The 25,324-nt window shown below is 59.8% G+C and carries 15 protein-coding genes and 1 tRNA gene; 8 read left to right on the top strand and 8 right to left on the bottom strand.

Features of this window, described 5'->3' with window-relative positions; translation table 11 throughout:
* The coding region (locus AKL29_RS21450) for a DUF4142 domain-containing protein (RefSeq protein WP_244482245.1) at positions 1–331 on the bottom strand (331 nt) is incomplete at its 3' end.
* Positions 332–532: 201 nt separating this feature from the next.
* Positions 533–1,147: a hypothetical protein gene (locus tag AKL29_RS21445; protein ID WP_152977702.1), complete on the bottom strand. Its 615-nt coding sequence runs from the start codon at positions 1,145–1,147 to the stop codon at positions 533–535.
* Positions 1,148–2,046: 899 nt separating this feature from the next.
* Between AKL29_RS21445 and AKL29_RS21440 the strand changes: the two genes are divergently transcribed.
* A complete protein-coding gene (locus tag AKL29_RS21440) occupies positions 2,047–2,907 on the top strand; it encodes an SIR2 family NAD-dependent protein deacylase (RefSeq protein WP_050385525.1) in 861 nt (286 codons plus the stop codon).
* A 39-nt stretch (positions 2,908–2,946) separates the two neighbouring features.
* Here the strand turns inward: AKL29_RS21440 and AKL29_RS21435 are convergent, their stop codons facing one another.
* Positions 2,947–3,972, bottom strand: coding sequence for a glycosyltransferase family 4 protein (locus AKL29_RS21435; protein ID WP_050385524.1), 1,026 nt, complete (start codon positions 3,970–3,972; stop codon positions 2,947–2,949).
* Between the two features lie 8 nt (positions 3,973–3,980).
* Complete coding sequence (locus tag AKL29_RS21430) at positions 3,981–5,600, bottom strand: alpha-amylase family protein (RefSeq protein ID WP_430648886.1); 1,620 nt, start codon at positions 5,598–5,600, stop codon at positions 3,981–3,983.
* Between the two features lie 762 nt (positions 5,601–6,362).
* On the opposite strand from AKL29_RS21430, the gene AKL29_RS21425 reads away from it, so the two are divergent.
* Entirely contained in the window at positions 6,363–7,985 is a 1,623-nt protein-coding gene (locus AKL29_RS21425; protein ID WP_050385522.1) for an alpha-amylase family glycosyl hydrolase, read from the top strand.
* Between the two features lie 296 nt (positions 7,986–8,281).
* On the opposite strand, the gene AKL29_RS21420 is transcribed toward AKL29_RS21425, so the two are convergent.
* The 3 genes from AKL29_RS21420 to AKL29_RS21410 form a co-directional block, all read right to left on the bottom strand.
* Positions 8,282–8,515 (bottom strand): hypothetical protein, encoded by a 234-nt coding sequence (locus tag AKL29_RS21420; RefSeq protein ID WP_050385521.1) that lies wholly within the window; start codon positions 8,513–8,515, stop codon positions 8,282–8,284.
* 981 nt (positions 8,516–9,496) lie between these two features.
* Positions 9,497–9,964 (bottom strand): hypothetical protein, encoded by a 468-nt coding sequence (locus tag AKL29_RS21415; protein ID WP_152977701.1) that lies wholly within the window; start codon positions 9,962–9,964, stop codon positions 9,497–9,499.
* Positions 9,965–10,091: 127 nt separating this feature from the next.
* Positions 10,092–15,065: a P-loop NTPase family protein gene (locus tag AKL29_RS21410; protein WP_152977700.1), complete on the bottom strand. Its 4,974-nt coding sequence runs from the start codon at positions 15,063–15,065 to the stop codon at positions 10,092–10,094.
* A 547-nt stretch (positions 15,066–15,612) separates the two neighbouring features.
* On the opposite strand from AKL29_RS21410, the gene AKL29_RS21400 reads away from it, so the two are divergent.
* The 3 genes from AKL29_RS21400 to AKL29_RS42105 all read left to right on the top strand — a co-directional run bounded on the left by AKL29_RS21400 (position 15,613) and on the right by AKL29_RS42105 (position 19,258).
* Positions 15,613–16,599, top strand: coding sequence for an AAA family ATPase (locus AKL29_RS21400; protein ID WP_050385517.1), 987 nt, complete (start codon positions 15,613–15,615; stop codon positions 16,597–16,599).
* A 17-nt stretch (positions 16,600–16,616) separates the two neighbouring features.
* Positions 16,617–19,085, top strand: coding sequence for a S8 family peptidase (locus tag AKL29_RS21395; protein WP_050385516.1), 2,469 nt, complete (start codon positions 16,617–16,619; stop codon positions 19,083–19,085).
* A 72-nt stretch (positions 19,086–19,157) separates the two neighbouring features.
* Positions 19,158–19,258 (top strand) — tRNA-Ser (locus AKL29_RS42105).
* Between the two features lie 353 nt (positions 19,259–19,611).
* On the opposite strand, the gene AKL29_RS21390 is transcribed toward AKL29_RS42105, so the two are convergent.
* Complete coding sequence (locus AKL29_RS21390; RefSeq protein WP_050385515.1) at positions 19,612–19,851, bottom strand: hypothetical protein; 240 nt, start codon at positions 19,849–19,851, stop codon at positions 19,612–19,614.
* A 281-nt stretch (positions 19,852–20,132) separates the two neighbouring features.
* On the opposite strand from AKL29_RS21390, the gene AKL29_RS21385 reads away from it, so the two are divergent.
* The 3 genes from AKL29_RS21385 to AKL29_RS21375 all read left to right on the top strand — a co-directional run bounded on the left by AKL29_RS21385 (position 20,133) and on the right by AKL29_RS21375 (position 25,297).
* Complete coding sequence (locus tag AKL29_RS21385; RefSeq protein WP_050385514.1) at positions 20,133–21,035, top strand: DUF4238 domain-containing protein; 903 nt, start codon at positions 20,133–20,135, stop codon at positions 21,033–21,035.
* A gap of 691 nt (positions 21,036–21,726) precedes the next feature.
* Positions 21,727–22,182, top strand: a complete 456-nt coding sequence (locus tag AKL29_RS21380; protein WP_152977699.1) for a hypothetical protein — start codon at positions 21,727–21,729, stop codon at positions 22,180–22,182.
* Positions 22,183–22,270: 88 nt separating this feature from the next.
* Positions 22,271–25,297, top strand: a complete 3,027-nt coding sequence (locus AKL29_RS21375; RefSeq protein WP_152977698.1) for a serine/threonine-protein kinase — start codon at positions 22,271–22,273, stop codon at positions 25,295–25,297.
* Positions 25,298–25,324 lie beyond the last annotated feature (27 nt).

The following is a 25,324-nucleotide window of genomic DNA, read 5'->3' as shown; positions in this document are numbered from 1 at the left end:
CGAGCTTGCTTTGATGCGATGAATCGAGCGCGCTGGGCAACTCGGCTTTCACCTTGCCGCTGGAGACCATTCCCTTCAGCTCCGTGCTGGTCTTGGTGTGGTCCGTTACCATCTGGGAAGCAAACGTCTTCTCAGCTGCATTGCCCTTCTGTTGTGCGAGCTTGCCGGACTCGATTTCAAACATGTCCGATATCGCGACCTGCTTGACAAAATCCGGCGTCGAGGGGCTGACCCCCAGCACGGAATTCACACCGGTCTTCTCACTGACAGACTGTGCCAGTCCTGGCGTCGCCAGCAAAATGCACGCAATTGCTATTACCGTCCGTCTCATATGTACCTCCGTCAGCTTGCGGTCTTGCAGTTGACGCCCTTGCGAAGCGCCATTGTGTGAGCTTGGTGTCGCCGCCTTCCGCCGACCAATTGGCGGTGAGGAAGCGGACGATATCGTCGTGGCAGAGCTCTCGGCCTAGGCGATCAAGATGTGGTAGCGGCGACCGGCCGTAACGGCAGTCCGCCAGATAGCTAAGCGGCCTCAAGTAACCGGCCTTGCGGCATCTTCGACCGCTCGGGCGGTGGTTGCCATTCCGGCGGCATAGGCGGCGCCGGCGCCCAACAGGAGCGCGCAGAAACTGGCAAGCATGGCATAGGCGAGGTGCTTGCGCGCCTCCTCCATTTGAGCTTGCGTTCCCTGCCTGCTCGTCGAGCCGACGGTTTCACGCGCCGGATTGTTCGAATAATATGCGATGCGGGCGTGCGCCTCATAGCTTGGGCCGGCGAGGTTGCCCGCGATGCTGCCAGCCGAGGCAGGTATCATCGCTGCTGCCGCTACCACGATGACGGTCGCGACTGCCCACGCTCCCAGGGCATGTCCGACGCGGCCCAAACCGCTCTGATCGGGCGAATTGGCGGCTGCGATGGCGCCGCCGATAAACGCGGCAATAATGCCGGAAACCGCCCACCACACGAAGGCGGGCCAGCCGGCGCTCGCAGGCGCGGAGGCGGCAGTCGGAGTGTCGATGGCGAGCAGACCAATGCCAAAGCCCAGCATGGTCAGCAGGATTTGGACGACCAATGAAGCAAATACACCCGCCAGAACCGGAGACCAGGTCCAGGCGAAGAAGGCGTGCGGTACGGCGCGTGTAGCCATGTTTACCTCCTCAAATACGACTTTGGATTCAAGATCAAATTCGTACGTAAGTTCCAATCCGTTGGAACCGCCGACGTGGTTGCGGCTTGAAGGTTAGAAAGGAGGATTGACCATGACATTCGGCAGAGGCGCCCTATTGTGGCTCTTGGGGATTCCGCTACCTGTCATCCTGCTGCTTGCGCTGTTCTGGCGCTAGCGCTAGTAAGGCGGCCCGTTGGGTAACTTGAAAGTCCGCTTGATGCAGTCGGATTCAAGCAGGCCTAACGCTTGGACGAGGTATGAGGCCGCCCCTTGCCTGAAGGGAATGTCAGGCGGTTAGGCGCTAGGCAGGAACGACATCGATGGCGTCTCATTGCCCTCGTGAGGGCGGGGGAGGCCATGTGGAAGCCGAATGTCCACCACGATCAAAGAACGGCGGGTACACAGTATGCACAGGACTATGTCAAGTCTGCTGCTGGCCGCTCTGCTGGCAAGCTCTGCGGTCGGCGCTGCCTGTGCGCAGGGCGGCGGCGGCGCAGGCTCCGCGGCCGGTTCGGCTCAATCGAGCGGCGCAGGACCGCGTGGATCGATCACCGTGGGACGCCCTGGCAATCCAGCTGGGGGCACCAGCAGCGGGCGGGTTGACGGGACCGTCACGCGGGGTCCTTCGATGAGAGGCGACGCCGAAATCCGGTCCGAGAACTCGCAGAACTCCGACGTCGATCGAAAGATCAAGAGTATCTGCAAGGGCTGCTAGTTGAGGTCAGCACATCCACCAGTCGAGATCACGTCGCCACCCTGAGCCGGAATATGTTCGGCCACTGCTCCCGAAACGCCGAGCTTCGCTAGTCGTCGCGTGAATCCGCGCCTCTCGCTGGCGATCGCTAGGAACCGAGCCGGATCTCCGTCATTTCAATTGCATGTCCGCGAACGGGACCGAACTGCGCAATGAAGAGCCGCCGGCGGATGAAATCCTGGCGACCGCAATACGCCGGCGGAGCGCTATCCTGTTCGTCGGCGCCGGCGCCTCAATGGCAGTTGGCCTACCCTCGTGGCAGTCGCTGATCGACCACCTGCTCGATGAGTTGCATCTTCAGCCCGATGTCATTGATGGAATGCACAGCGGCTACCAGATGCTGGCGGAGTATTATCGCTTGAAACGCGGAGGCATTGGCCCGCTCCGGAGCTGGCTGGACCGCAACTGGCGCCTCGATCCTGCAAGGATTGCGGCCTCTCGACTGCACCAGGTGATCGTTGAACTCAATTTTCCGACCATCTACACCACGAACTACGACCGCAATCTCGAGACCGCATTTGATGTCTTGGGAAGACCTTACGCGAAGATCTGCAATGCCAAGGAGATCGCGAGCGCCGCTAGGGGTATCACTCACATTATCAAGTTTCACGGCGACTTCGACGATGATGGCGCACTGGTCTTGACGGAAACCGATTTTCTCAATCGGCTCGCCTTCAACTCGCCGCTCGATGTTCGTTTTCGGGCCGACGCGCTGGGCAGCACGCTTCTGTTCATCGGGTACAGTATGTCGGATCCGAACATCCGGCTTCTGCTGCATCGGATCTGGCAAACATGGGAGGAATCAGGTCACGGCCAGGACCGGCCGAAATCCTTCGTATTCGTGGCACAGCGCAATCCCGTGCAGGAGGCCGTTCTGGCGAACTGGGGCATCACGACAATCGGGCCGCCCGACGATATGGCTGCCGACGAGGGGCTCACCCGGTTTCTTCTCACCATTCGCCAGCGTCTTGATTGCGAAGAATAGATCCGCATCCGCGACGGCGTGAGCATAGCGGTACTTTCATCATTTCTGCAACATTTCCTGGTACTGCCGCACGTAATTCTGTGCCATTCGCTTGGCGGTAAAGCGCTGTTCAAATCGGTCGCGAACCTGCCGCCGGTCTATCTCGGGAATCCTTGAGACGGCTTCGATTGCTTGGTGTTCATTGTCCACGACGAAGCCGGTGACGCCTTCATCAATCACCTCCGGCACCGAGCCTGACCGATAGGCGATGACCGGCGTGCCACATGCCATGGCTTCGATCATCACCAATCCAAACGGTTCGGGCCATTTGATTGGGAACAGCAAGGCTGCGGCCTCGGCCAAGAATGCCTGCTTGTTCATGTCGTTCACTTCACCGACGAGTTGGACCTGCACGCCGTCGACGTGGGGTTCGATGCGTTGCTTGAAATAACCTGTTTCGGCGCGCGGGACTTTCGCCGCGATCTTCAGCGGCATTCTCGCGGCGCGGGAAATACGAATGGCATCCTCGGGTCCCTTCTCGGCGGTCAGGCGACCGAGAAAGGCCAGGTACGATCCGGAAGTCGACGAAGGCCGAAATTGCTGAACGGGCAATCCATGATACACCGTGCCGAGCCAATTGGCGCCGGCCAGCGGCATGCGCTGGTCATCCGAAATCGAAACGAGGCGGGCTTGCGGAAATTCGCGAAGAACGGCCGGCAAGCCCGGTAGATCCAGCCGGCCATGCATCGTCGTCACGAAGGGGACGCTTAACCGGCCGAGCAACGGCAAATGCAACCAATCGATATGTGCGTGTATCACGTCGAACTCATGCGCTCGCTGCGAGACGGCTTGCAGCATGACCGCCAAGGCCGCATTGGGATCTGCCCGCGGCCGGCCGAGGCGAAGCGCACGAGGCCAAACGGAGTGGAGAGCACCGCGTGTCTTCGAATCGCCGCTCGCAAACAACGTGACGTCGTGCCCAAGCTCGACGAGCTCATCAACGAGCCAGGCGACCACTCTCTCCGTGCCGCCATAGAGTTTCGGCGGAACGCTTTCAGCTAGCGGTGCGATCTGAGCTATTTTCAAGCAAGCACCTAGTCGATCCTGAACCACCGGTAGCCGAAACCATCGAGTTCGATCGCGGCGTCGGATTCGGCCTTCGACGCATAGATCCGGTTACCGAAGACATCGGTCAGCCGTCGTCCGCCTGGAAGATCGTTGATTCTGGGATTGCATTGGGCTTGCGACAGGTTATGCACGGTGATCATCGACTTTCCTTCCCAGGTAAAGCGCTGTACCAGCACGGCCGGGCAATCGCTTTCAGGAAGAGTTAGCGCGCCCCATCCGATTTCCGGGCAGGACTGGCGCATTTCGACCAAGCGCCGCAGCCAGTTGAATAACGAGTCCGGATCACGCTGCTGCGCGATGACATTCACCTTCGCCGGGCCGTATTCGCCGTCGCCGATCATGTGATGCAGCAAACGGCCCGAGGAAGCGGAGAATCCTCCATTTTTGTCGTCGCTCCATTGCATGCAGGTCCGCACAGGCCACCGTTCCGGCAGCATAAGGTCGTCGCCCATCCCGAGTTCGTCGCCATAGTAAACAACGGGAGTGCCGGGAAGGCTGAACATCAGGCTGAATGCCAGCTCGATCCGCCGCCGATCATTATTCAACATGCAAGCAAGGCGACGACGAATTCCGCGCCCGTAGAGCTGCATCTCGCGGCGAGGGGCGAACGCCGCATAAACGTCGTCGCGTTCCTCACGCGTCAAACGTCCGAGGTCCAGCTCATCATGGTTGCGGAGAAACTGTGCCCATTGCGCGAACTGCGGCAATTGTGGGAGTGCGGCCAGGCAGCTCCGCAAGGGCTCGGCAGTTTCGCGCGCAAGCGCGAGGAATAGGTGCTGGTTCAGCAGGAACGCGAACAGGAGATGGATGCGGGATCCATTTCCGAAATAATGGTCGAACTCCCCTGGAGCAACGTTGGCTTCGGCCAGCAAAACCGAATCGCCCTTACGCCACGACAGGAAATCGCGAAGCTCGCCGAAGAACTCGTATCGGTGCTTCGCCGGTCGATCGGGGCGTATCTCCTCGACAACGAACGGCGCGGCATCAATCCGAAATCCGGATACTCCGAGCTCGAGCCAGAAGCCCAGTATCTTGAAGATCTCGTCACGAACCGCCGGGCAGCCGATGTTGAGATCAGGCTGATGCTGATAAAATCTGTGATAGTACCAGGCCTGCGCGGAGAGATCGTAAGTCCATACGCTGAGCTGGAATCCGGGAAACACGAGATCCGCGGTGCTGCTTTCCGGCTCCGTCTTTGACCAGACGTAGTAGTCCCAATACGGCGAAGTGGGATCCGCGCGTGCTTGCTGAAACCACGGGTGTTGTTCGGAGGTGTGGTTGATGGGCAGATCGACGATCAACCGCAGACCGCGCAATCTCGCCTGGTGGCTGAATTCGACGAAGTCGCCGAGAGTGCCGAGCGACGGGGCTACATTGTAATAGTCGGTGACATCATAGCCATGGTCGAGCCCGGGACTTGGATAGAATGGAAGAAGCCATAGGCAGTTCACCCCGAGCTGAGCCATGTGGTCGATTTGCTCGGTCAATCCCTTGAAGTCGCCAATTCCATCGCCGTTGCCATCCTTGTAGGTGGCCACGTTGAGGCTGTAGATGACAGCATTTTTGTACCAGAGATCGAGCATGATCTGTTGTCCGGACGACGCGTCACCACAAGTCACTGGCTGCCGCTATCGGTCCGGCTAGCATCCAGCCACGGCAAGTTGCGCTGCAGCCGGCAGCTTCAATAACGCCGCGAAGACGTGGAAGTTGCTCCGATCGCTCACCGCAGTTGAGCGCGGGCACCCTGCCGTTGACCTATCCTTCAATTGGTCGCGATTTTAGATTGATTTCGAGCTTTCGACGGTGTTGCTGGTTGAGACCCGAGAAAATCTTGATGGAATGTTCGCTGCCGCGTCGGTCCTGCCGTGTTGCGGGTGCGAAGGCCAGAGATTTCGGGTGCCGGCAGCATCTTCATGGAGACGTCCTGCCCCGCGAAGACTGATCGACCGCAATTCCCAGAGAGTTGTCGATGGCGGTGCCGTCGGCGAAGCATTTTCCGCAAGGAAAATCGTCGCACGCAATAGCTCGCCGGCCGCGGAAGAACAACGTAGATCAATTAGGAACCGCCGCTGGCGTATCCAGTTCTTTGCGGATCGAATCCGAGCCGGGGCGGAGAGCAGATGGACAGGCGCTCCGGCATTTTGTCGTGCCAGTGCCCGACATTCTGCAGCAGCAAGTTTGGAAGCGTTTGTGCATGTTCACTTTCGTACCCTGCTCCGCTCTGCCCTCGCGCATGTATGGCGATTCTGCCTGTGACGTCCGCCCAAACAGGAGGCTCGTTCGAACAACGATTAATCGGAAACTACAGTCAAAACAGGCCTGAGAACGGCCGGAGGGCACGGTTCATTATGAAACTGGAGCGCCAAACAGACGCACGCTGGTGGCAGCGCGGCGTAATTTACCAGATTTACCCGCGTTCATTTCACGATATGAATGGGGACGGTGTTGGCGATCTGGCCGGCGTGATCCACCGACTTCCATATCTCGCGGAATTGGGCGTCGATGCCATATGGCTGTCGCCGGTCTTCCGTTCACCCATGGCCGATTTCGGCTATGACATTTCGGATTACAAGACGATCGATCCGCTGTTCGGAACTTTGGAGGATTGCGACAGGCTTGTCGAGGCCGCGCATGCGCAGGGACTTAAGGTGATTCTCGATCTCGTCCCGAACCACACGTCTGACCAGCATCCCTGGTTCACCGAGAGCCGGGCGGGGCGCGCGAATCCGAAGCGAGACTGGTACATCTGGAGAGATGGAGCGCCGGATGGCGGAGCACCAAACAATTGGCTGTCAGATTTCGGCGGCAGCGCTTGGCAGTACGATCCAGCTTCCGATCAGTACTATTATCACGCGTTTCTAGCATCTCAGCCCGACCTGAATTGGCGCAATCCGGAAGTCCGCGCGGCGATATACGATGTGATGCGGTTCTGGCTCGCACGCGGAATCGATGGCTTCCGCGTCGATGTGATCTGGCACCTCATCAAGGATGATCAATTTCGCGACAATCCTGTCAACCCTGCGTTCGGGGCGGGGAGTCCGCCGCACAACGCCGTCATCCCGCTCTATACCGCCGACAGACCGGAAGTGCATGAGGTGATTGCAGAGATGCGCAGCGTGATTGATGAGTTTGCTGGGCGTCTCTTGATCGGCGAAATCTATCTCCCGATCGAAAAGCTCGTGGCCTATTATGGCCGTGACCTTTCCGGGGTACATCTTCCGTTCAATTTCGCGCTGCTCAGCGCGCCGTGGGAGGCCGGCTCGCTCGCAAAGCTGATCGCGGACTACGAGGCGGCATTGCCCACCGGTGGATGGCCGAACTGGGTCTTGGGCAATCACGACCGGCCGCGGATTGCGGGACGCATCGGCCCTCGGCAGGCGCGGCTCGGGGCGATGCTGCTGTTGACGTTGCGCGGGACGCCGACGATCTACTACGGAGACGAAATCGGACTGCAGCAGGTGGCTATTCCGCTCGAGCGGCTGCACGATCCGGTTGCGACCAGCGTTCCTGATCATGCGCTCGGTCGCGATGGCTGTCGCACGCCGATGCAATGGGACGGGAGTGCCTATGCGGGTTTCTCGGCAGTTGAACCGTGGCTTCCGCTGAGCGATGATTGGCGGGAACGGAATGCGGCCGAGCAGAAGCATGACCAAAGATCGATCTATTGGCTCTACCGGCGGCTGATCGAACTTCGGCGCAGTAACCAGGTGCTGCTTCAGGGCTCTTATCGGACGATATTGGCGCGTGGGGACCTGCTGCTGTTCATTCGCGAGTACAGCGGACATCGGCTTCTGGTTGCGCTCAATCTGGGCAACGACCCGGCGTCGCTCAATTTTGAAGAGGGGACGCTCAGGGGGCGTCTCGTGCTTTCATCGAGCCTTGATCGCGAGGACGAGGATGTGGATGGCCGACTTGATCTTCGCGATGCCGAAGGCGTGATCATCTCGCTTTCCCAGGACGCAGAGGTGTGATGCCGCCTCGACGGCGCAAGCTTGGTGGTGCTGTCATCATTTCTTCACGCGTGACGCTGCTCGATCTGCTGCTGACAGCAAGCTTGGCCGTGAGGCTGATGCTGGACCGGCGGCCGAGGTCCGAAAATGGAGGGAAGCCGTCTTGATTCCCGCACGCGCACCGCATGCGGCGAACCTATTCGCATCCGGTCGGGCTTTCGGCGGAAGATCAGGCCGCTCTTACAACAGCACAGACTGCTTCGATCCTGTGATCGAGCATCCAACGCTGCGTCGGGCGACACCCGACGCAACGGGCACTACTCAGCAATCTTGTGGACATCCCCCGGCTGAAGATCGAGCTCTTCGAACATTTTCTGCCGTTCGGACGTCAGCGCGATATCCAGAACTTCAGCAGTCCAGCCTTCCGGAACGGCAGCAAGCACCAACGTTAGCGCCTGACGCGGCTTGGCTCGCGCAATCCAAATTTGCGTCTTGGTGTCGTCTGCCGTCACTTTGACGACCGTAAATTTATTGCCGAACGATTCCGCCATTACATACAATCGGTGGCCTTACATCGGAGATGCTAACGCATCAATCTGGCGGCTCTAAACCGGGCGACTGAAGCCATTCGCTGACGTGTGCACCTGTATCAGCTTGTCGGGCTTTCTCGAGTACCGCCTCCCGCTCAATTCCTGGAGGAAGCGTCCTCGCTTCCTCGCGTAGTCGACTGGCCTCTCTGGCTAGGCGCTCTTCAAGGGTCTGGGTCTGTTTGAAGCGGCGGCGTTTCTGTCCCATGCTGGTCTTCCTCATCAGGTCCCTGCCCAGATCAGTATTCATGCATGAAGCAGCGGTAAGGTTCCGCTAATCGCTCTTGATTCCGACCCTAAAGGCGGCCGCAACCGTTTTATTTCCATCTACCGGCCTCCCGCCGGCCGGAAAGCGCTTGGGACCGCCGTTCCTGCCACCGCCGCGGCGGCCCCGTCCGAATCGTGAGGACTGGGTGCTCAGCCGCTCGAAGCAAGCCGTCGGACTTTTGTTCTGACGAACGAGGAGACCTTTTTTGGAACATTAGTGCGTGTAATCGAAGGGCTACTCGGGAAGAGAAGTCAAAAGCTTAGGAGGGGGCTCGCTACGTTTGAGGCGCAGGCCGCGCGGTCAGATCGTAACTTGGACCGAGTGTCGGTATCGGTGGTTGCGCCTCCAGGATTTGAACCTATTCAGAGACCATTTCTAAGCCGGCGATAGATCGCGTACGTGCGGCAGGCTTTGACGGATTACCAAGGGCGCAACGCCGCGAGTTATGTCCTCCGGTAGGAAAACAGAGCTGTCGGGCTCAAAAATCAAGAAAATGAAGGCGATAGAGGACTTGAGGCCAGAGCGGCAGCTCGGACGAATTGTCGGTTCGACTCCCGTGCGCAGTTTTATGCACCACGGCTCAAGAAGAGATCGGCTCCCCCTTAAACAGCTTGCTGAACAGTGCCATGCGGTCATCCAAGCGGCGGCAGCAACAACTTCCATCAGGGGCGGCTGCGTCAGTCCCATACCGCTGGTGGCGCGCTGAACTTGCTGAATACGTTTGCAATCGTCGCAAAGAAGCCTTCGGTGGGGATCGGCAAAGCATTGCCACCCGCAGCCGCGACCGCGGTTCTGACCGCCTCCGGCGTCTCGGTCACGTATTGGATCTTGTCGGTGATGTAGAGCGCCGACTGCGCCTTGGGCGGATGGCCGCTGACAAGACGAATCGGTCCCCGCGAAACCGCGCCGTTGAACCACACGGGCTTGTCGTTCGGCAGGGTTAGCTGGCCTAAATGGGTGTTTTCGGACTTCACGGCAGGAACGACAGCGCTTGAGTCTTCGGTGACGAATTGCACACCCGGGTGATCGATCCGGCACTTGGCATTCGATTCGGTGGATTCCTCTGGATAGGCGTCGCGTATGCGTACAACGGTTGGTCCTGGGATACTGACCGGTGAGCCGTCGGGGGCCGTGAAACTCGGCATGGAGCGCTCCTTGAATGCTTTGCTGAAACAAATAGAGGAGGAAGACGTGCGAAAGGGGTAGTACAACGTTGGGTAGCTTACAGAGCCATGCCAATTCTGCAACGGCTTGATCGGGCCTCGACCCCCATCACAGAAGCTCGGGCAACCGATAAAGCAGGCGCCGCGCCGCCGGCCAGCCCGCGTCCATGAATATGTCGAGACAGGCGATCAGCTTTTCGCGGCGCTCGGAGCTGGCAAAGATGTCGCGGTGGTCTGCCAGATAGAAACCCACAATCGTCACAAATCGGTTGATGGCGAGCGATTCAAACTGGTAGCCGTTCCGCGCGCCGCCCTTGAGGAGGGCATGCGCGATGAGGTCGAAAACGGCTTCCGGATCGGCGGGGCGCAGGAAATTCAGCAGGTCAATAAGGTAGTAGATCGTATGCGGGATGCCTACCTCGCCGAGGCGGTGAATGATCGGTGTCGCATCGCGCAAGAATGCTCGCTTGGATTCGATGGCGGCCAACGGTACGTCCTCGCTGCCTTCCGCGGATGCGCCCGATGAGAAATAGAGCTGATCGCCAACCTTATCGATGAGGCGGGCGCATTCGCGGACGCGCTTGTGCTCCGTTTCACTGAGCTCGGCATCGCCTCTGGCATAGAAATCATCCAGGCAGGCCGCCGCTCGTGCTACGACTTCACCGGCCAACGCCTGGATATGCGTTCGGAGTTTGACTTCGGCGGGCTTCTGCGACCGGTAGCCGCCAGTGATGTGACCGCGCATGCTTGCAACAACACGCCCGAGCTCGCTGCCGTATGTTTCGGGTTCACCCAGCCAGGCTTGGATCTGATTGTGGGCGCGCGGCCTTTCGTACCGTGTCCACAAGAAGGTGACGATGCTCGCGATACCTTCCACGAGGCTGTCGCCATGCACGTCCTCTTCGTCCCCAGCACGAGGATGAAGTTTCAATGCAAGGTTTTCAACCCTTTCTGTGTCGTGATGGATAGCCCAGCAAAGGAAGCCTGTGAGAGCGTGCAGGACGGCATTGTCGGTTGCGCTCGCGACGTATTGTTCAGCGATTTGCCACAGATCGCCTTTCCGGAATTCCCAAAGGCATCCGAAATGATTAGCGAATTCGTACCGAACCCCCGCATTCGGGTCGTCTCGCATGGGCTCGATCGCCTGGAAGATGCTATCCGCCATCTTTTGCGAGATCGTGCAAAGGCGCAGCGCCGCATCGGTTGCCGACGCGCGCGGTCCGCGATCTGCCGCTTTGCCGGGTATGCCCTCGGGCCGCGTATGCGTGAGCATCGGCGATACCAGCGACCAAAGCCGCGCCGCCATCGCGGGGTCTTTCCTCAACGCATCCTGTTCGCGCGCAAGCTTGGGGAGCGCATAGCCAAGCTGATCTTCGGCATGCTCCGTGATGCGCGCCGCGACCCCCTCGGCGTCGGCACCACGGATGGCTGCCGCCACGGCCTCAGCCGCGGCCAGCCGGCTCGGCAGATCGCCACCTCCCTCATCCATTACCTCGACGAGGCGGAGCAGGGTCGCATTGGCCGGCGCTTTGACGTCGACGTCCTTCGGAAGCCAGTAATATGGCTCGACCGGTAAGCTCCTTATTCCGAACTCGTAGGTTCGGCGATTTTCTATCGAGATGTCTTTGGCTACGGCCGCCTCGACAAACCCGCGGGCTTGCTCGGTGGCGAGATTGCTCGCGCCAACGGTGCCAAAGAGACGGCCCAGAAATGCCAGTTGCGACCGTTCCGGATCCTTGGCCTCCGGGTACGTGATGGCACACACGCGGTCCTCAAACCGCTGCCGTTCCGCGGGATTGATCAGGGGGTAGACGGCCGCGACAAGGTCCACTGCATCCTTCGCCGTGTCCGATGCCCGCAGGATCACCGTTTCGCTCGCATAAGGCCAGAGAAGTTCGCCCAGAACCGTCGCCCGGTTGGCGGCGACGAGGAAGAGGCGCGCCCAGAGTACCGCGGGCTTCGCATGGCGAATGACATATTGCGCGAGCGCCCGCGCGTCGTCATCGCCCACCGTTTCAAGGCGGGTCTTGAAAGCCAGGAGGATACCGCCCGCGTTCTCCGCATGCGCATGGCGATCGTTCGGGTCCGAGGCCCAGATGTGGCTGTGATCCGCGATGAGTGTCAATGCGCCGCCCGCAGCGGAAACGTCGATGGTGTGGACGTCTCCATATTTTCGTCGCGCGTAGCTTTCGAGGGCCGAACTTATGGCGCGGATGGCCGTTTCCGGCTGCACTTCAAGGAAACGCGGCACGACCTCCTTCAAGGCCCATTTCGCGTGATCGTAGTCCTGCCGCTTGTTGCTGATCAGCGGAAGGATTTGGCTCGGTCCCATGGATGTCTCGCTGTCGTCGCTGACGCTGTAGCCAAACACCACCCCGAAGATCTCAGCCAGGAAATCAGGATCGGCGTCCAGAAGTGACTTCGCCTGTCGCGTCAGGGCGGGAATGTCTTCATGCGCGTGCTCTTCGAGGCGCGCGGGCGCAAGCGTCCTGGATAAGAGTGCACGCGATACTATGGCATCCGAGCGATAACTATCTGCAACCAGCTCGATCGCGATCGGCAGCAACGAAGCGGCAGCAGGACGGTCGAAGGCGTAGGAAAAAAGGGCGCGTGAGGCGGTACCAAGATCGGCCAGAATGGCAGGATCGGTGACGCGGTTACTGAAGCGCGTCAGCAGCGTACGGAGTGGCCAGGCGATCCCCTCAAGGTCAGTGCTAATGCGTGCGGCGAAGTGGCACCAGGCTGCATCGGCGACGGGAAGGCTGTCGTCGACGCGCACAACGATGGAGCCGACAACGTGCGCGAAGGCAACCGCGGCTTCTTTTCGGCTGGCGCTGCTCTGCATGAGAGACAGGAAACCTTGCAGGTCATGCTTACGTTGGGGCTGCTCCGATGCGATGCGGGCCGCAATGCTGCGCGCCACAGGGTCAACACCCGTGCGTCCGGCAAAAAGACAGACCGCGGCCCAGAAGGCCTCACGGCCTGCGTCGCCATTCTCCCAAAGGGCTTGCAAGGCAAAGCCAATCGCGGGAGCTAACATCAATGACAAGCCGCGGTCATTTCGAAGGCGATCGACCGTTGCGGCAATATGCAGCGGATCGATAAAGAGCCGGCTCGCGGCGTAATCGAACAGAATATGATGTCGGAAACCGATCAATCGAGTATCCGACAACAACATCACGACGCCGTCTTTCTGAACGGCATCGAAAGCAGCGGGATCCGGCGCCGCCGCTGTCGTGCGCCGCGCCCGCAGGGTTCGACCGGCCACCATTTCGGCCACCGCCGCGCCAAGACAGAGTTCGGCTCCGCTGCCATGTTGCTCTACGCGCTTGCGCCAAAAAAGCGCGAGTAGCGCAACCTGCGATGCGATGCTATTGAATGTTTCCGGCGTGGCGCCATTTGTGATGAGTTCGGCAAGCAGCCGCGTATTAAAGGGGACGTGCGCCAGATCGCGCAACTTCTCGCCGCCGCGCGTGATCGCCTGGTCCAGCGACGGTGCCTTCGCACGCAGCGCTGCAAACTCTGCATCATTCCACGGCGGTACCGCGATGTGGCGGATATCTGCGAAATCCTTGCTGGCATAGGTGGCTGTGGGAGGCGCTCCTTTGAACAAGAGACGAAACTGCTCGCCCATACGAAGATCGAACGACCGGATTGAGGCAATCACCCTCCAGCGGGAAGAGGGTCGCTTGACTACGGCGTCAATCAAGCTGCGAAAGACATGCTCGCCAGCGCCGCCGCGCGTGGCATCGAGCGCATCGATGAGGAGAAACGTCGGTTTTACCCCGGGCCAGTTGTCCAGCACATCGATGACGCGGTGTTCGAGCCCAAGCTCGAGACGCATTCCCTCCGCAGACGCAACCGGCAACTGGTCAACGGCAAGCTCAATGACGTCATATTTTTGCTCGCGAAGAGCGGCCGCGGCGGCGCTGATGACCGCGCTTTTGCCGGCGCCCGGTTCGCCAATAACCAGGAAAGAGCCGTTCTGTGCGGCTTCCGCGACTGACTGCGCGACGTCCCGCGGGATTGTGATGTCGACGCCGGACACGGTCGTTTTCTCGTATTCCGCCAGCCGGCGGCCCGTCTCCTCGCTGTAGCGGGCGAGTTGCGCCACATCCGCTTCATAACGCGGCGGCGCTTTGAGAGAAACGCCCAGAGCCGATAGCGCAGCCCGAAACTGCGTCGCGCCATCGCCAAGCCGGGCTTCCATGAGGTGCTGGCAATGCTTTTCGATGGCAATGAAGGCGTTGGCCCCGGTGCTTGCGCGGGTAACGAGATGGCCCGCTCCAGCAATGGCGGCCGCGCGATCGGCGCCGGCCATATCAAACGCGACGACCATGACAAAAGGTAGAATGGCCTGAATGTCGCTCGCGCGGGCAGTTTCCTTCGTAAGCGCCTTCCATTCGGCCTTCAGCGCTTTGACGAAGATAGCCAGTGCGTCCTTCTGCGCGTTCGGCAACGGCGCGGTATATTTCGCTCGGCGCGCGTTGAGCGCGCGAGCGAGGTCACGGGTCACACTGCCGCTCGACGTTGGGCCCGTCGCTAGCAGCAAGCGGTCCTTCGCGAGATCAAGCGGCCGGTCCCAACCTTTCTTGCCGCGGCCCTTTTTGACGCTGTGCCAGAGGCGGACCATCTGCCCCGCGGTCTTCCGCAGATCGCTGTCGGCCGCGCTGGAGAGCGTGACGCCGGTCTTGGCCTGGATGAATATCCAGCCACCCACATCGGTCTCGATCCCGCAATCGTCTACGGCAGCCTCGCTCTCAAACCGGATGCCGCAGGGCTTCGCGCCACCCAGACCGAGGCGGCTATCCATGGTGGTTTCGGCGAGCATCTGGACCGCGAAAACTGCGCCGACGGATGCTTGGAAGCTCACGCCCGCCGTCGTCGCACTGCCTCCAGCACGCGCGAGCAGTTCCGTAGGCTTTCTTTGACGTGACCGTTTGGGCGCATGGCTGTGGCCCGGGGAGGTGCGTCCCTTGCCCGGCTTCTTTGTGGTCTTCTTGGCAGGCCCCTTAGGCGCCTTCTTCTTCTTCTTGAGCGCTGTCCACTTGCGCGGCGCAGCTCGCGTGTTGCGCTTCGCCATCAACCACGAATTTAAGTTCGAGGCTGTTCGCCGCAAGTGAATAAAAACCGGTAGCATTTTCAAACGCTTATCGGGCGTCGCTATGGCGGTGCTGACGTCTTTTCGCCGATTCGCCAAAATGGCTTGCGGCAGGGGCGGTATCCGCTGCCCAACCTGACTGTTTGGACTTCGGCGCGTGCGCGTCCGGAGGGATTTCTGCGGCGTGCGATGGTGCCAGTGCACCGGTTGTGCTCCCACATTGCCTTCGCCAGCCGAGAGAACTTGGTCACGACACTCTCTGAGATCGTGATTAAACCAGCCGGCAGCGAGGCTAGCCGGAAGGATAATGGAGTCTAGCGGAACGGGACCGCGACATCAGGGCGCGAGACGACTACGCTTGGCCGCGCACCGCCAGAAATGCTAAGGCTTTCTAGCTACTGGTCGGGATTTCTGAGGAATCGCAAGGGAATAGACACGAACTCCCGATACAATCGGTCATCAAAACGTTAACGTGGACAACGCTGGCAAATGCAACCTGGCCGGCGTTGATCAATTAGACTGAAGACCCATGTCGACCGCTCGTCACATTGTCAGTTTGCTGAAGAGCCACATTGCCGGTGACGGGGAGCGTTTCCTCGCCACCGCAATGCAGCTTGCCGCTCATGAGGCCCGGCAGGGTCATGGCAAGCTGGCGCAGGAACTGAAAGAGCTGATTGACCAGGCCAAAATAGCCGGCGCTGCAATGACCAAAACGGCGCGGCCAGTTCCCTTGGTCCAGCCGAAAGGCGAATTGGCCGGGCTGCTGCACGCCGGTTATCCGGACCTGCGGCTGACCGACATGGTTCTCCCGGACGAATTGTGGCTTCGGCTCGAACGTGTGCTGATTGAGCAGAGGCAGCAGCAGAACCTACGTGAGCACGGTCTGAAGCCGCGCCGCAAATTACTGCTGGTGGGACCGCCTGGCTCGGGCAAGACGATGACGGCGGCCGCCTTGGCCGGCGAACTCCACCTCCCGTTGTTTACCATCGTCCTGGATGGCCTGATCACCAAGTTTATGGGCGAGACGGCTGGAAAGCTACGGCTCGTCTTCGACGCCATGCAGGCAACACGCGGGGTCTATTTTTTCGACGAGTTCGACGCGATTGGCGCCCGGCGCGGCGAGCGCCAAGACGTTGGCGAAATTCGCCGTGTCTTGAACTCGTTCCTGCAATTCCTGGAGCAGGATGAAAGCCACGGCCTCGTCGTCGCAGCGACCAACCATCCCGAGCTGTTGGACAAGGCCCTCTTCCGTCGTTTCGACGATGTCATGGAATATGCGTTGCCTGATCCGCTTCTGGCTCAAGCCTTGCTGCAGGCGCGCCTCGACCGTTTTGACACGCGCGGTGTCGAGTGGAGCCAGGCCGTCGAGCAGGCGCACAATTTATCTCAGGCAGAAATTGTAAGAGCTGCGGACGACGCGGCCAAAACGATACTCTTGCGGGGCGGGAAGCGGATAACATCGGAGGCGCTTGTTCAAGCGCTGATGGAACGCCGGCGGGCCTCGCTGTCTGATTAGCGACAGCACAGGTTGTAATGGCAGACGATTTTCCTCGGGACCGACCCCATATCCATCTTCGCGACAATGGTGTTCGAGAGCCGTATCGGCGGCCCAAGCAGAAAATCGAACCGCCTGCAGTCCCTGAACGCGATCGCGCAGGCCATGCAGCGGCGTTGATCCAGGCTGTTGGACAGGCCATTCAGGCGGCTCGCGTACAGATCGCCGCTCGCGACCCCAACCTGGCCGTCGGCCTGCCTGGGTTTTATCTCGATATCGAACTGCCTGTGCGCGAGCGCATCGCTCTAGATCAGTTGGCCGATCGACGGCAAAAGATGGAAGTTGTCGCGGTTCACGAACCGGCAGGAGAAGGGGAGGCGCTGCGCGCTTCGGTTTTCGTTCCGCAACAAGCGGAGAATTACTATCTGCGCAAAGTCGAGGCCTATCGCGACTCTGACACCAAGAAGGGAAGGCCGCGAAACGAGCCGCTAGTGTCGCGGATTGACACCATGCGCCTGGCGACGGCACGTTCGCTATACACCGACGACGATGCGCTTTTCCCACAGCAACCAAACGAACAGGTCTGGTGGGAGATTTGGCTGCGCAAAGGGCGTCGGGAGAATTTCGAGCGCATTGCCCAAGCGCTAAATCTTACCCTCCGCACGCATGCCGTCAAGTTTCCCGAGCGAGAGGTCATGCTTGCGCTTGCTAGCGTAGCAACGCTGGATCGGCTCGTTGCTCACAGCGATGTCGTGGCCGAGTTGCGGCGCGCAAAGGATACACCATCCTTCTTCATGGGCCTTGGTGGCGCCGAGCAGCGCGATTGGAGTGATGAACTGCTCGAACGCGTGACGCCACCGGACAACGATGTCGCGGTTTGTGTTCTTGACAGCGGTGTGCGTCGAACTCATCCCTTGATCGAACCCGCACTTGCCGCGGAAGACTGCCACACAATCAAGCCCGCCTGGGGCAGCGACGACACCCCAGCGTGGCAAGGTCACGGGACGCGGATGGCCGGTGTCGGGCTCTATGGCGACCTTGTCCCTGTGCTCGTCGGAAACGATCCGATTGTCTTGCCTTATCGTCTCGAGAGCGTTCGTATTTTGCCGCCTGAGGACGAAGCGAATGATCCCGAGCTTTATGGTGCGATCACCGGAGAGGCGATTGCTCGCGCGGAAATCCAGGCGCCGGTGCGGCGCCGCGCCATAGCCATGGCGGTCACCAGCGCAAACCCGGCGCGCGGCCGGCCGACATCGTGGTCGGCGGCGGTCGACCAACTCTGCTTTGAGCAGGACCAGCGGCGCCTGATCATCCTGTCCGCGGGAAACATCGCCGAGGATCTGACGCCTGCTGATCACCTCACACGCAATGACCTCGAGGCGGTCGACGATCCGGCACAGGCGTGGAACGCGCTGACGGTTGGTGCGTACACTGAGAAAGTGGATATCATCGATCCTGAGTTTGCCGGTTACGCGCCAATCGCTTCGGCCGGCGAGCTATCGCCGCGCAGCAGGACTTCTGTCGTTTGGGACCGGCAATGGCCTGTGAAACCCGATGTCGTCTTCGAAGGTGGCAACCTCGCGCATGACGGAGCGCTGCCCGGCGAACCGATCGACGACCTGCAGATCCTCACGACGTATTTCCGTCCGGAACTACGTCACTTCACAACTCTCGGCGACACGAGCGCGGCCACCGCTCACGCCGCGCGGATGGCGGGACGAATCTTGGCGGCGCGCCCAGCGCTATGGCCCGAAACGGTTCGCGCCTTGATCGTGCACTCCGCCGAGTGGACGCCGCAGATGCGCGCCCGCATCGACGCATGCAACGGCGCGAAGGGGCAAATACAGGCACTCGTACGCCGCTATGGCTATGGAGTCCCGGATATTGGGCGGGCGCTCCTCTCGACGGTGAACGATCTGACGCTCATCGTCGAAGATCAACTCCAACCGTTTCAGCGGGAAGGGAGCGCCGCCGCCAAGACCCGTGACATGAAACTGCATCGCCTGCCTTGGCCGAAGGAGCAACTGGCCGCGCTTGGTGCCGCGCAGGTTGAGCTACGAGCGACCCTGTCCTACTTCATCGACCCCAATCCTGGAGAGCGTGGGTGGACGAGGCGACATCGGTACGCTTCGCATGGTCTTCGCTTCCGTGTGAGGTCCGCGACCGAGACGGTCGCCGAGTTCCGAGCCCGCATCAATCAGGCGGCACGGGATGAGGAGGAGGGGGCGCCTCCCGGCGGTGGCGAGGATTGGCTCCTCGGCACGTTTCGCGATAATGGATCGGTGCATTCTGATTTTTGGTCTGGAAGCGCAGCTGACCTCGCCGAACGTGATGCGATTGGGGTCTTTCCGGTCGGTGGCTGGTGGAAGGAAAAGCCGTACTTGGAGCGGTTCGATAGCACTGCGCGCTATGCGCTGATCGTGACGATCAGAGCGCCGGGGGCGAATGTGGACATCTTCACGCCAGTCGAAAATGCGATTGCCATTGCTGGTGCGATAGAAGTTTGATCGGAAGCTGTCTGCGGCTTGTGCTCGGACAATGGCGTCTCAAAGCCGTGCGACGAATGCCCATCTTCGGCCGGATAAGCCCAGTGGTGCGACCAGTAAGTCATTGATTGTTCTCGATCAGCAGCTGACTCTTAATCAGCGGGTCCCAGGTTCGAGCCCTGGTGCGCCCACCATTGGAAAATCCTTATTTTCCAAGACCTTCGCGGAGCGGTCGTCGAGAATAAAATGGGTGTCGTGCGACGTTTTTTGTTGAAGGACGTGACGGCCAGATTGCTATGCGACTTTCCCTTTGTCTCTCTATCTTCACCCCATTCGATACATCCAGCAGATCCAACGGTACAGGTCGACTAGGTGCTCGTCGTAGAATAGGACATTGGGGGCTATGTTTGGCCGCTACGCGGCTGCTGGCGGCGACTTGGACTTCGCGGCTGGCGACGTGATTTGTCTGAGTGAGCAAGATACAGCACCCTGTCATTTCGGTAGGAAGTGAGAAGTCCGACTTTCGCCGGACTTCGTTTCTTGATGCTCACTTCGGATTGTGGTCTGCATAGACGATCAGGCGCCAGCGGATCGAGCCCTGCGCCGTCGTGTGCGTGTGGTGAGATTGCGGCGGCAGGATGTGACCCGATGCGATACCGATTTCGCGGTGACATCCCATGCACCGGTAGATGCCGGCATAGGGAGCTGCCGAGCCAGGTCCGTGGTCCTGATCAAACGCTTCGTGCGTCGATTGTGAGAGATAGGTTCCGTACTTGTAGCTAGCCATTCGACTTTCTTTCGACTGTAGAAAGCCGGACTTGACCCGTCGGGTGTGACCGAATGTAATGCGGATGCTGTCAACATCAGCAATTGGCCCGCAGTCCGGCTGGATTGCGCGGGCAATTCGGGGCCGCCAGTCGCAAGCTGGCGGTCCTCCCCGAATCGTCAATGATAAGTTGACCATGCCTTGCGGTGGGCAAGCGTTAATCGACCGGTTTATCCCGGCTATTCACAGGCACAACCTGTGGAGAACAAAAGAATCTGGCACTCCCGGGCGGCCCCCCGATCATGAAGAAGCGGCGACAGCACCACGTTTGGCAGCATTACCTGAAGTCGTGGACGGTTGACGATCTGCTCTATTGCTTGCGAGATGGCGCGATATTTGCCACCGGCACGAACAGCGTTGCCGTGGATCGCGACTTTTACAAGCTGCAGAAGCTGACTGACGACGACCTCGCCTTGATCAAGATGCTGGTGATTGATCCCGGTAATCGTCTTGCGAAGCGGCATCACGAGGATCTGCTCGTAAATCTTGTGGGGCCCGCCCGCTTTGTCGAGCAAAACCGGCATCGGCTTAACAACCTCGATAAGATCGAGGAACTGCTCGATGTCCACCAAACCAATGCCCTGGAGGACTATCATTCAGGCGTCGAAAATCGGTTCTTGCCGCTCCTCGACATGATACTGGCGGGCGACCTTTCGTTCTACGAAATCGACGCTCAATGCATTACATTTTTGCACTTCATCTGTATGCAGACCATGCGAACGAAGGGCGTGAAGGAAAGGACGATCGACCGCGTCAAGCGCCACAATGGAAAGGAGCTAGCACGTATATGGGACATCATGAGTCCCATGTTCGCCTTCAACATCGGCATGAGCCTCTTTCTTGAACGCAAGCAGCGAAAGCTGGTCTTGCTCGATAACAATACGAATACGCCATTCATCACCGGGGATCAGCCAATCATAAACTTACGTGGCGATGGCGTCCGACCTCCAACCGAACTCTGTTTCTACTATCCGGTTTCTCCGCGTTCAGCGCTTCTGTTGACGGAAGCCAATGAGCAGCCCGCCTTCTCGTCCGCGAGTCTGACCGCGGCACAGGTCGGAGAGCTGAATCAGGAGATGCTTCGAGCTTCTCACAACCAACTCTTTGGGCAGAGCAAGGACTCGTTGCTTCTTGTCAAGGGCTAGCGCGTTATCGCGAACGCATCCCGGTCTTCAGTTGCGCAATGGTGCGACGATCTTTGCCCCAGAGACCGATCCTGCCCAGTGCGTCCGCTGTCGCGGAATGGGCTTTGCACGCTACGCTCACCTAGCCCCCTGAAGGAAACGAGGACCTCCGCCCATTCGAGTTTACGATCCCATACCGCAAGACATCAAGTCCTCCTCGCCGGGGGCACTCGGAACGGGGGGCTCGCCCGCGGGAATTGCTATCACTGTCCCGTTCCCGGGTGCCGCTGCTAAACCGTCCCGCACGCCGGCCTTCGGGTCGTTATGATCACGCGGCTGCTTGGACAGATCGTAAAGAGGCGTTGTCAATTTCGGAGGGTCGAGGTTGGACATGACCTTGTCGAATTGCAGGGGCAGAAGGGAATTCTACGAAGATGGCGACGCGGAGGCCGCTTCTCGGCACTCACCTATCCCGCCGTGAGAAGAGCTCGGAGTGACTGCTCTCCAAGGGATTGGCGCCTCCTGACGTGGTAGAGCGAACCACTGAAGAAGGTTTGTTTGCGACACCGATCTGCGGCATTGCTCTCGCAGCGATGATGCTGTCGTGACGCTGCCTTCTAGTTCAAAGCAAGATCTATAGACTCGGCCGAAGAATGCCCTTTTCACTTGCATCGATCCAACTTAAAGTAGTGGTATCACCGAGGGGGCGAGCATGCGGGGGGCACCACTTCGTGTCGAAAGACATGAAAATCAGAAGAGTTTGGGACCGGAAGCTGCGGACACGGGCGGCGGCGTCGAGAAGTGGGCGGTAGCGGTTGCCAAACTTGTGCCTGGAGAGGTCGTCGCGGCTTACCTTGCAGGTAAATCTATCCTGCAAGGCCCCCCGCCGTCGAGCATCGTCTGGTGGGCCGGATGGACTATCTTCTGCCTTGCGGCAGTCTTCGGTCTACGTCGGTGGATGACATCCGACATGGCCGCCGGCGTTCCCGCCGAATGGTCAGCCGTCATCATGTCTACGCTTTCTTTCGTGCTTTGGGTTTACTCGTTCGGGGACGTCTTCAAATTACTCGGTGTCTGGGACGAGCGAGGCTCAGGTCTTTTTCTGATTGCTTGGACGCTTGTTGCACCCCTCATTCTGTTTGGGCTTAAAAAATTGTTTCGAGAATAGGGCCGCCGAGCGTATGCCCTTTCCCGCGGGCTCAATTCGTATCGAGGAGAAGTGGCTGTCGTCACAGCTCAGCTGGCCAGAGCCAAACATGACTCCAGTTGATCTGGACGCCTGGTGGTGGTGGCGAGGGCGTAACCTTGACCTTTTCGCCAGTGATGTCGGCGCTCGGATCGATGCCATCAAGGGCATCGATAAGGTCGTCCAGGGACTAGCAGTCCTGGCAAAAGGCCGAACCGGAGGCATCTTGCCGATCGCTGGTGGGAAGATTGCCGACCAAATGCCGTGGGAGGCGCTCGAGCGAGGATTCATCGATCGTGCCCTCGACTATCATCCAGTTCGCGCCGATGGAACAGTAACAGCGGCGCCAGTCGACCGCGCTGGTCCGCTGAGGGTAGCCCTGCTGGTCGGCCACGAGGGCAACGACCCGGCGTTCGCGCGCGACCAGCAGCTGACCTTGTTGAAAAGCGCATTTTCCGCGTCTGCCCAGGTCCAGGCGCGCATCGTGGACGCCGACGCTATCGCAACATTGGATCTTGCAACCGCGGCCTCTGATAAAGACCGGAGCGACTTTTTTGCAAATGCCGACCCACATGTAGTGTTCTACTTCGGTCACGGTCGGGCAGGTCCAACGCCAGCCGTGTGGGTAGGCCCGCAGTGCGGCAATTGGCTACCGCTGGACCAATTGGCCGGCTACGCAGCCAATCGGAATCCCTTTCCGACGTCTTGGATATTTATAGCTTGCTCGATCGGTGAAGCGCCCAGCCACGACACCGGGCCGGCCGGCCCTGAAGCATTCAGGATTCTCGCTGCGCGTGGCGCGCGAGCGATGCTTGCGATGCGAGCACGGATAAGACCGCAACTTGGTCAAATCGTCGCCGCCTCGCTGATCGAAAGTCTGAGCGGGAAAATTCCACTTGAACTCGCCGCGGCGGTGGCAAGGAAGACGGCACGCCGAGCCCGGGAGGGCGGTACTTCATCCCTTATCGACTGGGCTGCGCCGGCCGTATGGAGCACGGTTGTTGGTCCGACGCCACCGCGAGCCAACGATATCCCGCCGGAACTGATTGCCGTAAAACTGACGCGCGTGGCGGCGGACGATCCCGGCATCGCACTAGGTCCACCCGACAACGACGTGGCGCAGACCGCCGGCCGCTGGGCGCGAGATCGGCGAGTCAGAGTAGATGTTGCAGGAACTGACGAGCCGTCGCTCGCGGCGCTTCTTGCCAAGATCGCTGGTACAATTGCAGCATTGTCATCCAGGCCGACGATGTTTGTCCGCTTAAGGGAAGGCGGACCTTTCGTGTTTCGGCTCGCCGAGTGGGCGGGCTCGATGCTGCCAAAGCTTGACGGGCTCGAGCGTGAGACGGTCATCGGTCGCGCACTGCGGCAATTGTCTATGCGTGATCTCGATGGCTTGGAAGTGCTGCTTGGCATTCCCGATATCGCGCTGATTTTCAGTTCGCCACCGAGGGCGAGCGACACCGCAGCTTGGGCCATTCTCGAAGAAGCAGGCGCCGACGTGACGGTCGTGATTGGTTACGCCTCCGTCAATCAGGAGCAAAGGCCACTTTGGACACTTGATCGGGTCGATACGGAGGCGATCATGCAGATCGCACGTGATGCCATCGGACGCTATCCGGCAACCCTCGCGCTCCTTGCGGTTCTGGATGGGCCTGCCAAGCGCGAGGCCCTTGCACAGATCACAGGCGAAGCGACTGCGGAAATGGCCGCCGAGCTCACGATTGACATGCCGAGCGGGGTCGTGCTTGCGCCTGGCGCCAGGGATATCGTTCGCTCCGCACTCTCAGCAAGTGTGATGGCGCGCGCGCACCGGCGAGCGTTTGAGGCGCGGCAGAGCGTACCGGCATTGATCGAGAGTGACGATCTGTTCGCACCAGTGCGTGATCTTGCAGGGGCAGGCGCTATCGAACTCGTCGACTTCGTCAATGCGCTCGCTGCTCGCTTTTCCGGCGATTGGGGCGCTGTCGAATGGCTGCGCCTGGGACGCGCATTGGAGTTAGCAAGGGATCGCTGGGACGCAATCGACCCCCGGATATTGCTTGAGGTCGCAAGCGCTCTCGTTGAACGGCAAACATTGCGACAGGCATTGCCTTGGCTTGACGCAATACAGGCGGACAGCCCCCTGCTGAACGCTACACGATTGTCACTTCTGTCCGAGATTGCAAAAGCCGAAGGCACAGCGCAATCGCAGCAGCGAATGTGGCGTTATGCCCAGAATGCCTTAGAGCAGATCGAAGGAGCGATGGCTCAAGCTCCAGCGGATACACAACTCCGAGATCGCGCGCGTGACATGAAAGGAAATATCGCCCGGCTCAACCTTTATTTTAACCACGACGCCGAGGCGGCGAGAGCGACCTTCATAACCGTTCTTGGTGAGTTGGATCTAGCCAACGAGGCTGTGGTCGCCGCTTCGCTCGTTGCGACGCTGCGCAACTTAGCTGAATGCCTATTTGAGTTTGAGCCGTTCCGGTCGTCAGGCGTGGAGCGCGCTGACGCGCGGCGGCATCTTCTACGTGCCGTCGATATCGCTGGGCGACATGGGCTCAACGCGCTCGGCGCCGAAGCGGCGTACAGCATGGCAAAGCTCGATGAGATCGAGAACGACTGGGTCGCAGCACGCGACCATTTGACAGGGACGATCGAACTCGCCCGCTCAGCTGGCCATGCCGTATGTCAGCGCATTGCCGAGATGCGTCTGTTCCGACTTGCAGTAGAGCGCGAGGATGCGTCGTTCGACCAGGCTCTTTTTTCAGCCCGTCTCCGGAAACTCAAATTTCTGGAATCTCACATTTGGGCAAAGCGCTACGCTGCACAGGCTCGTCTTTGGGCGGCGCGCGAGCTTGAGCGTGCAGGCGACCTTTCCGGAATGAGGCTCCAACTCGCGCAAAATATTCAATCGTTCGAACCCCTGGCGGAGGTGGCGTCGAACTCCGACAGGCAGTTGGTCGCGCTAAGCTTCGCGGGGCTGGCAAGCGTCGAGGGTGGAAGCAATCCGGAAAGCTGGACTCGTTTCAGAGAGCTGTCCTGGGCGGCCCCCTGGATCGAGAACCACAACCCACACGATCCATCGGCTTATTGGCGCGGAGGCTTGTAGATGGGAAGCGGATCGTTTGGCGGTGGC

It is taken from the genome of Bradyrhizobium pachyrhizi (assembly GCF_001189245.1).
Taxonomy (GTDB): Bacteria; Pseudomonadota; Alphaproteobacteria; order Rhizobiales; family Xanthobacteraceae; genus Bradyrhizobium; species Bradyrhizobium pachyrhizi.
Note: the sequence above shows the minus strand (reverse complement) of the source record. Positions and strands in the feature narration are given on the sequence as shown.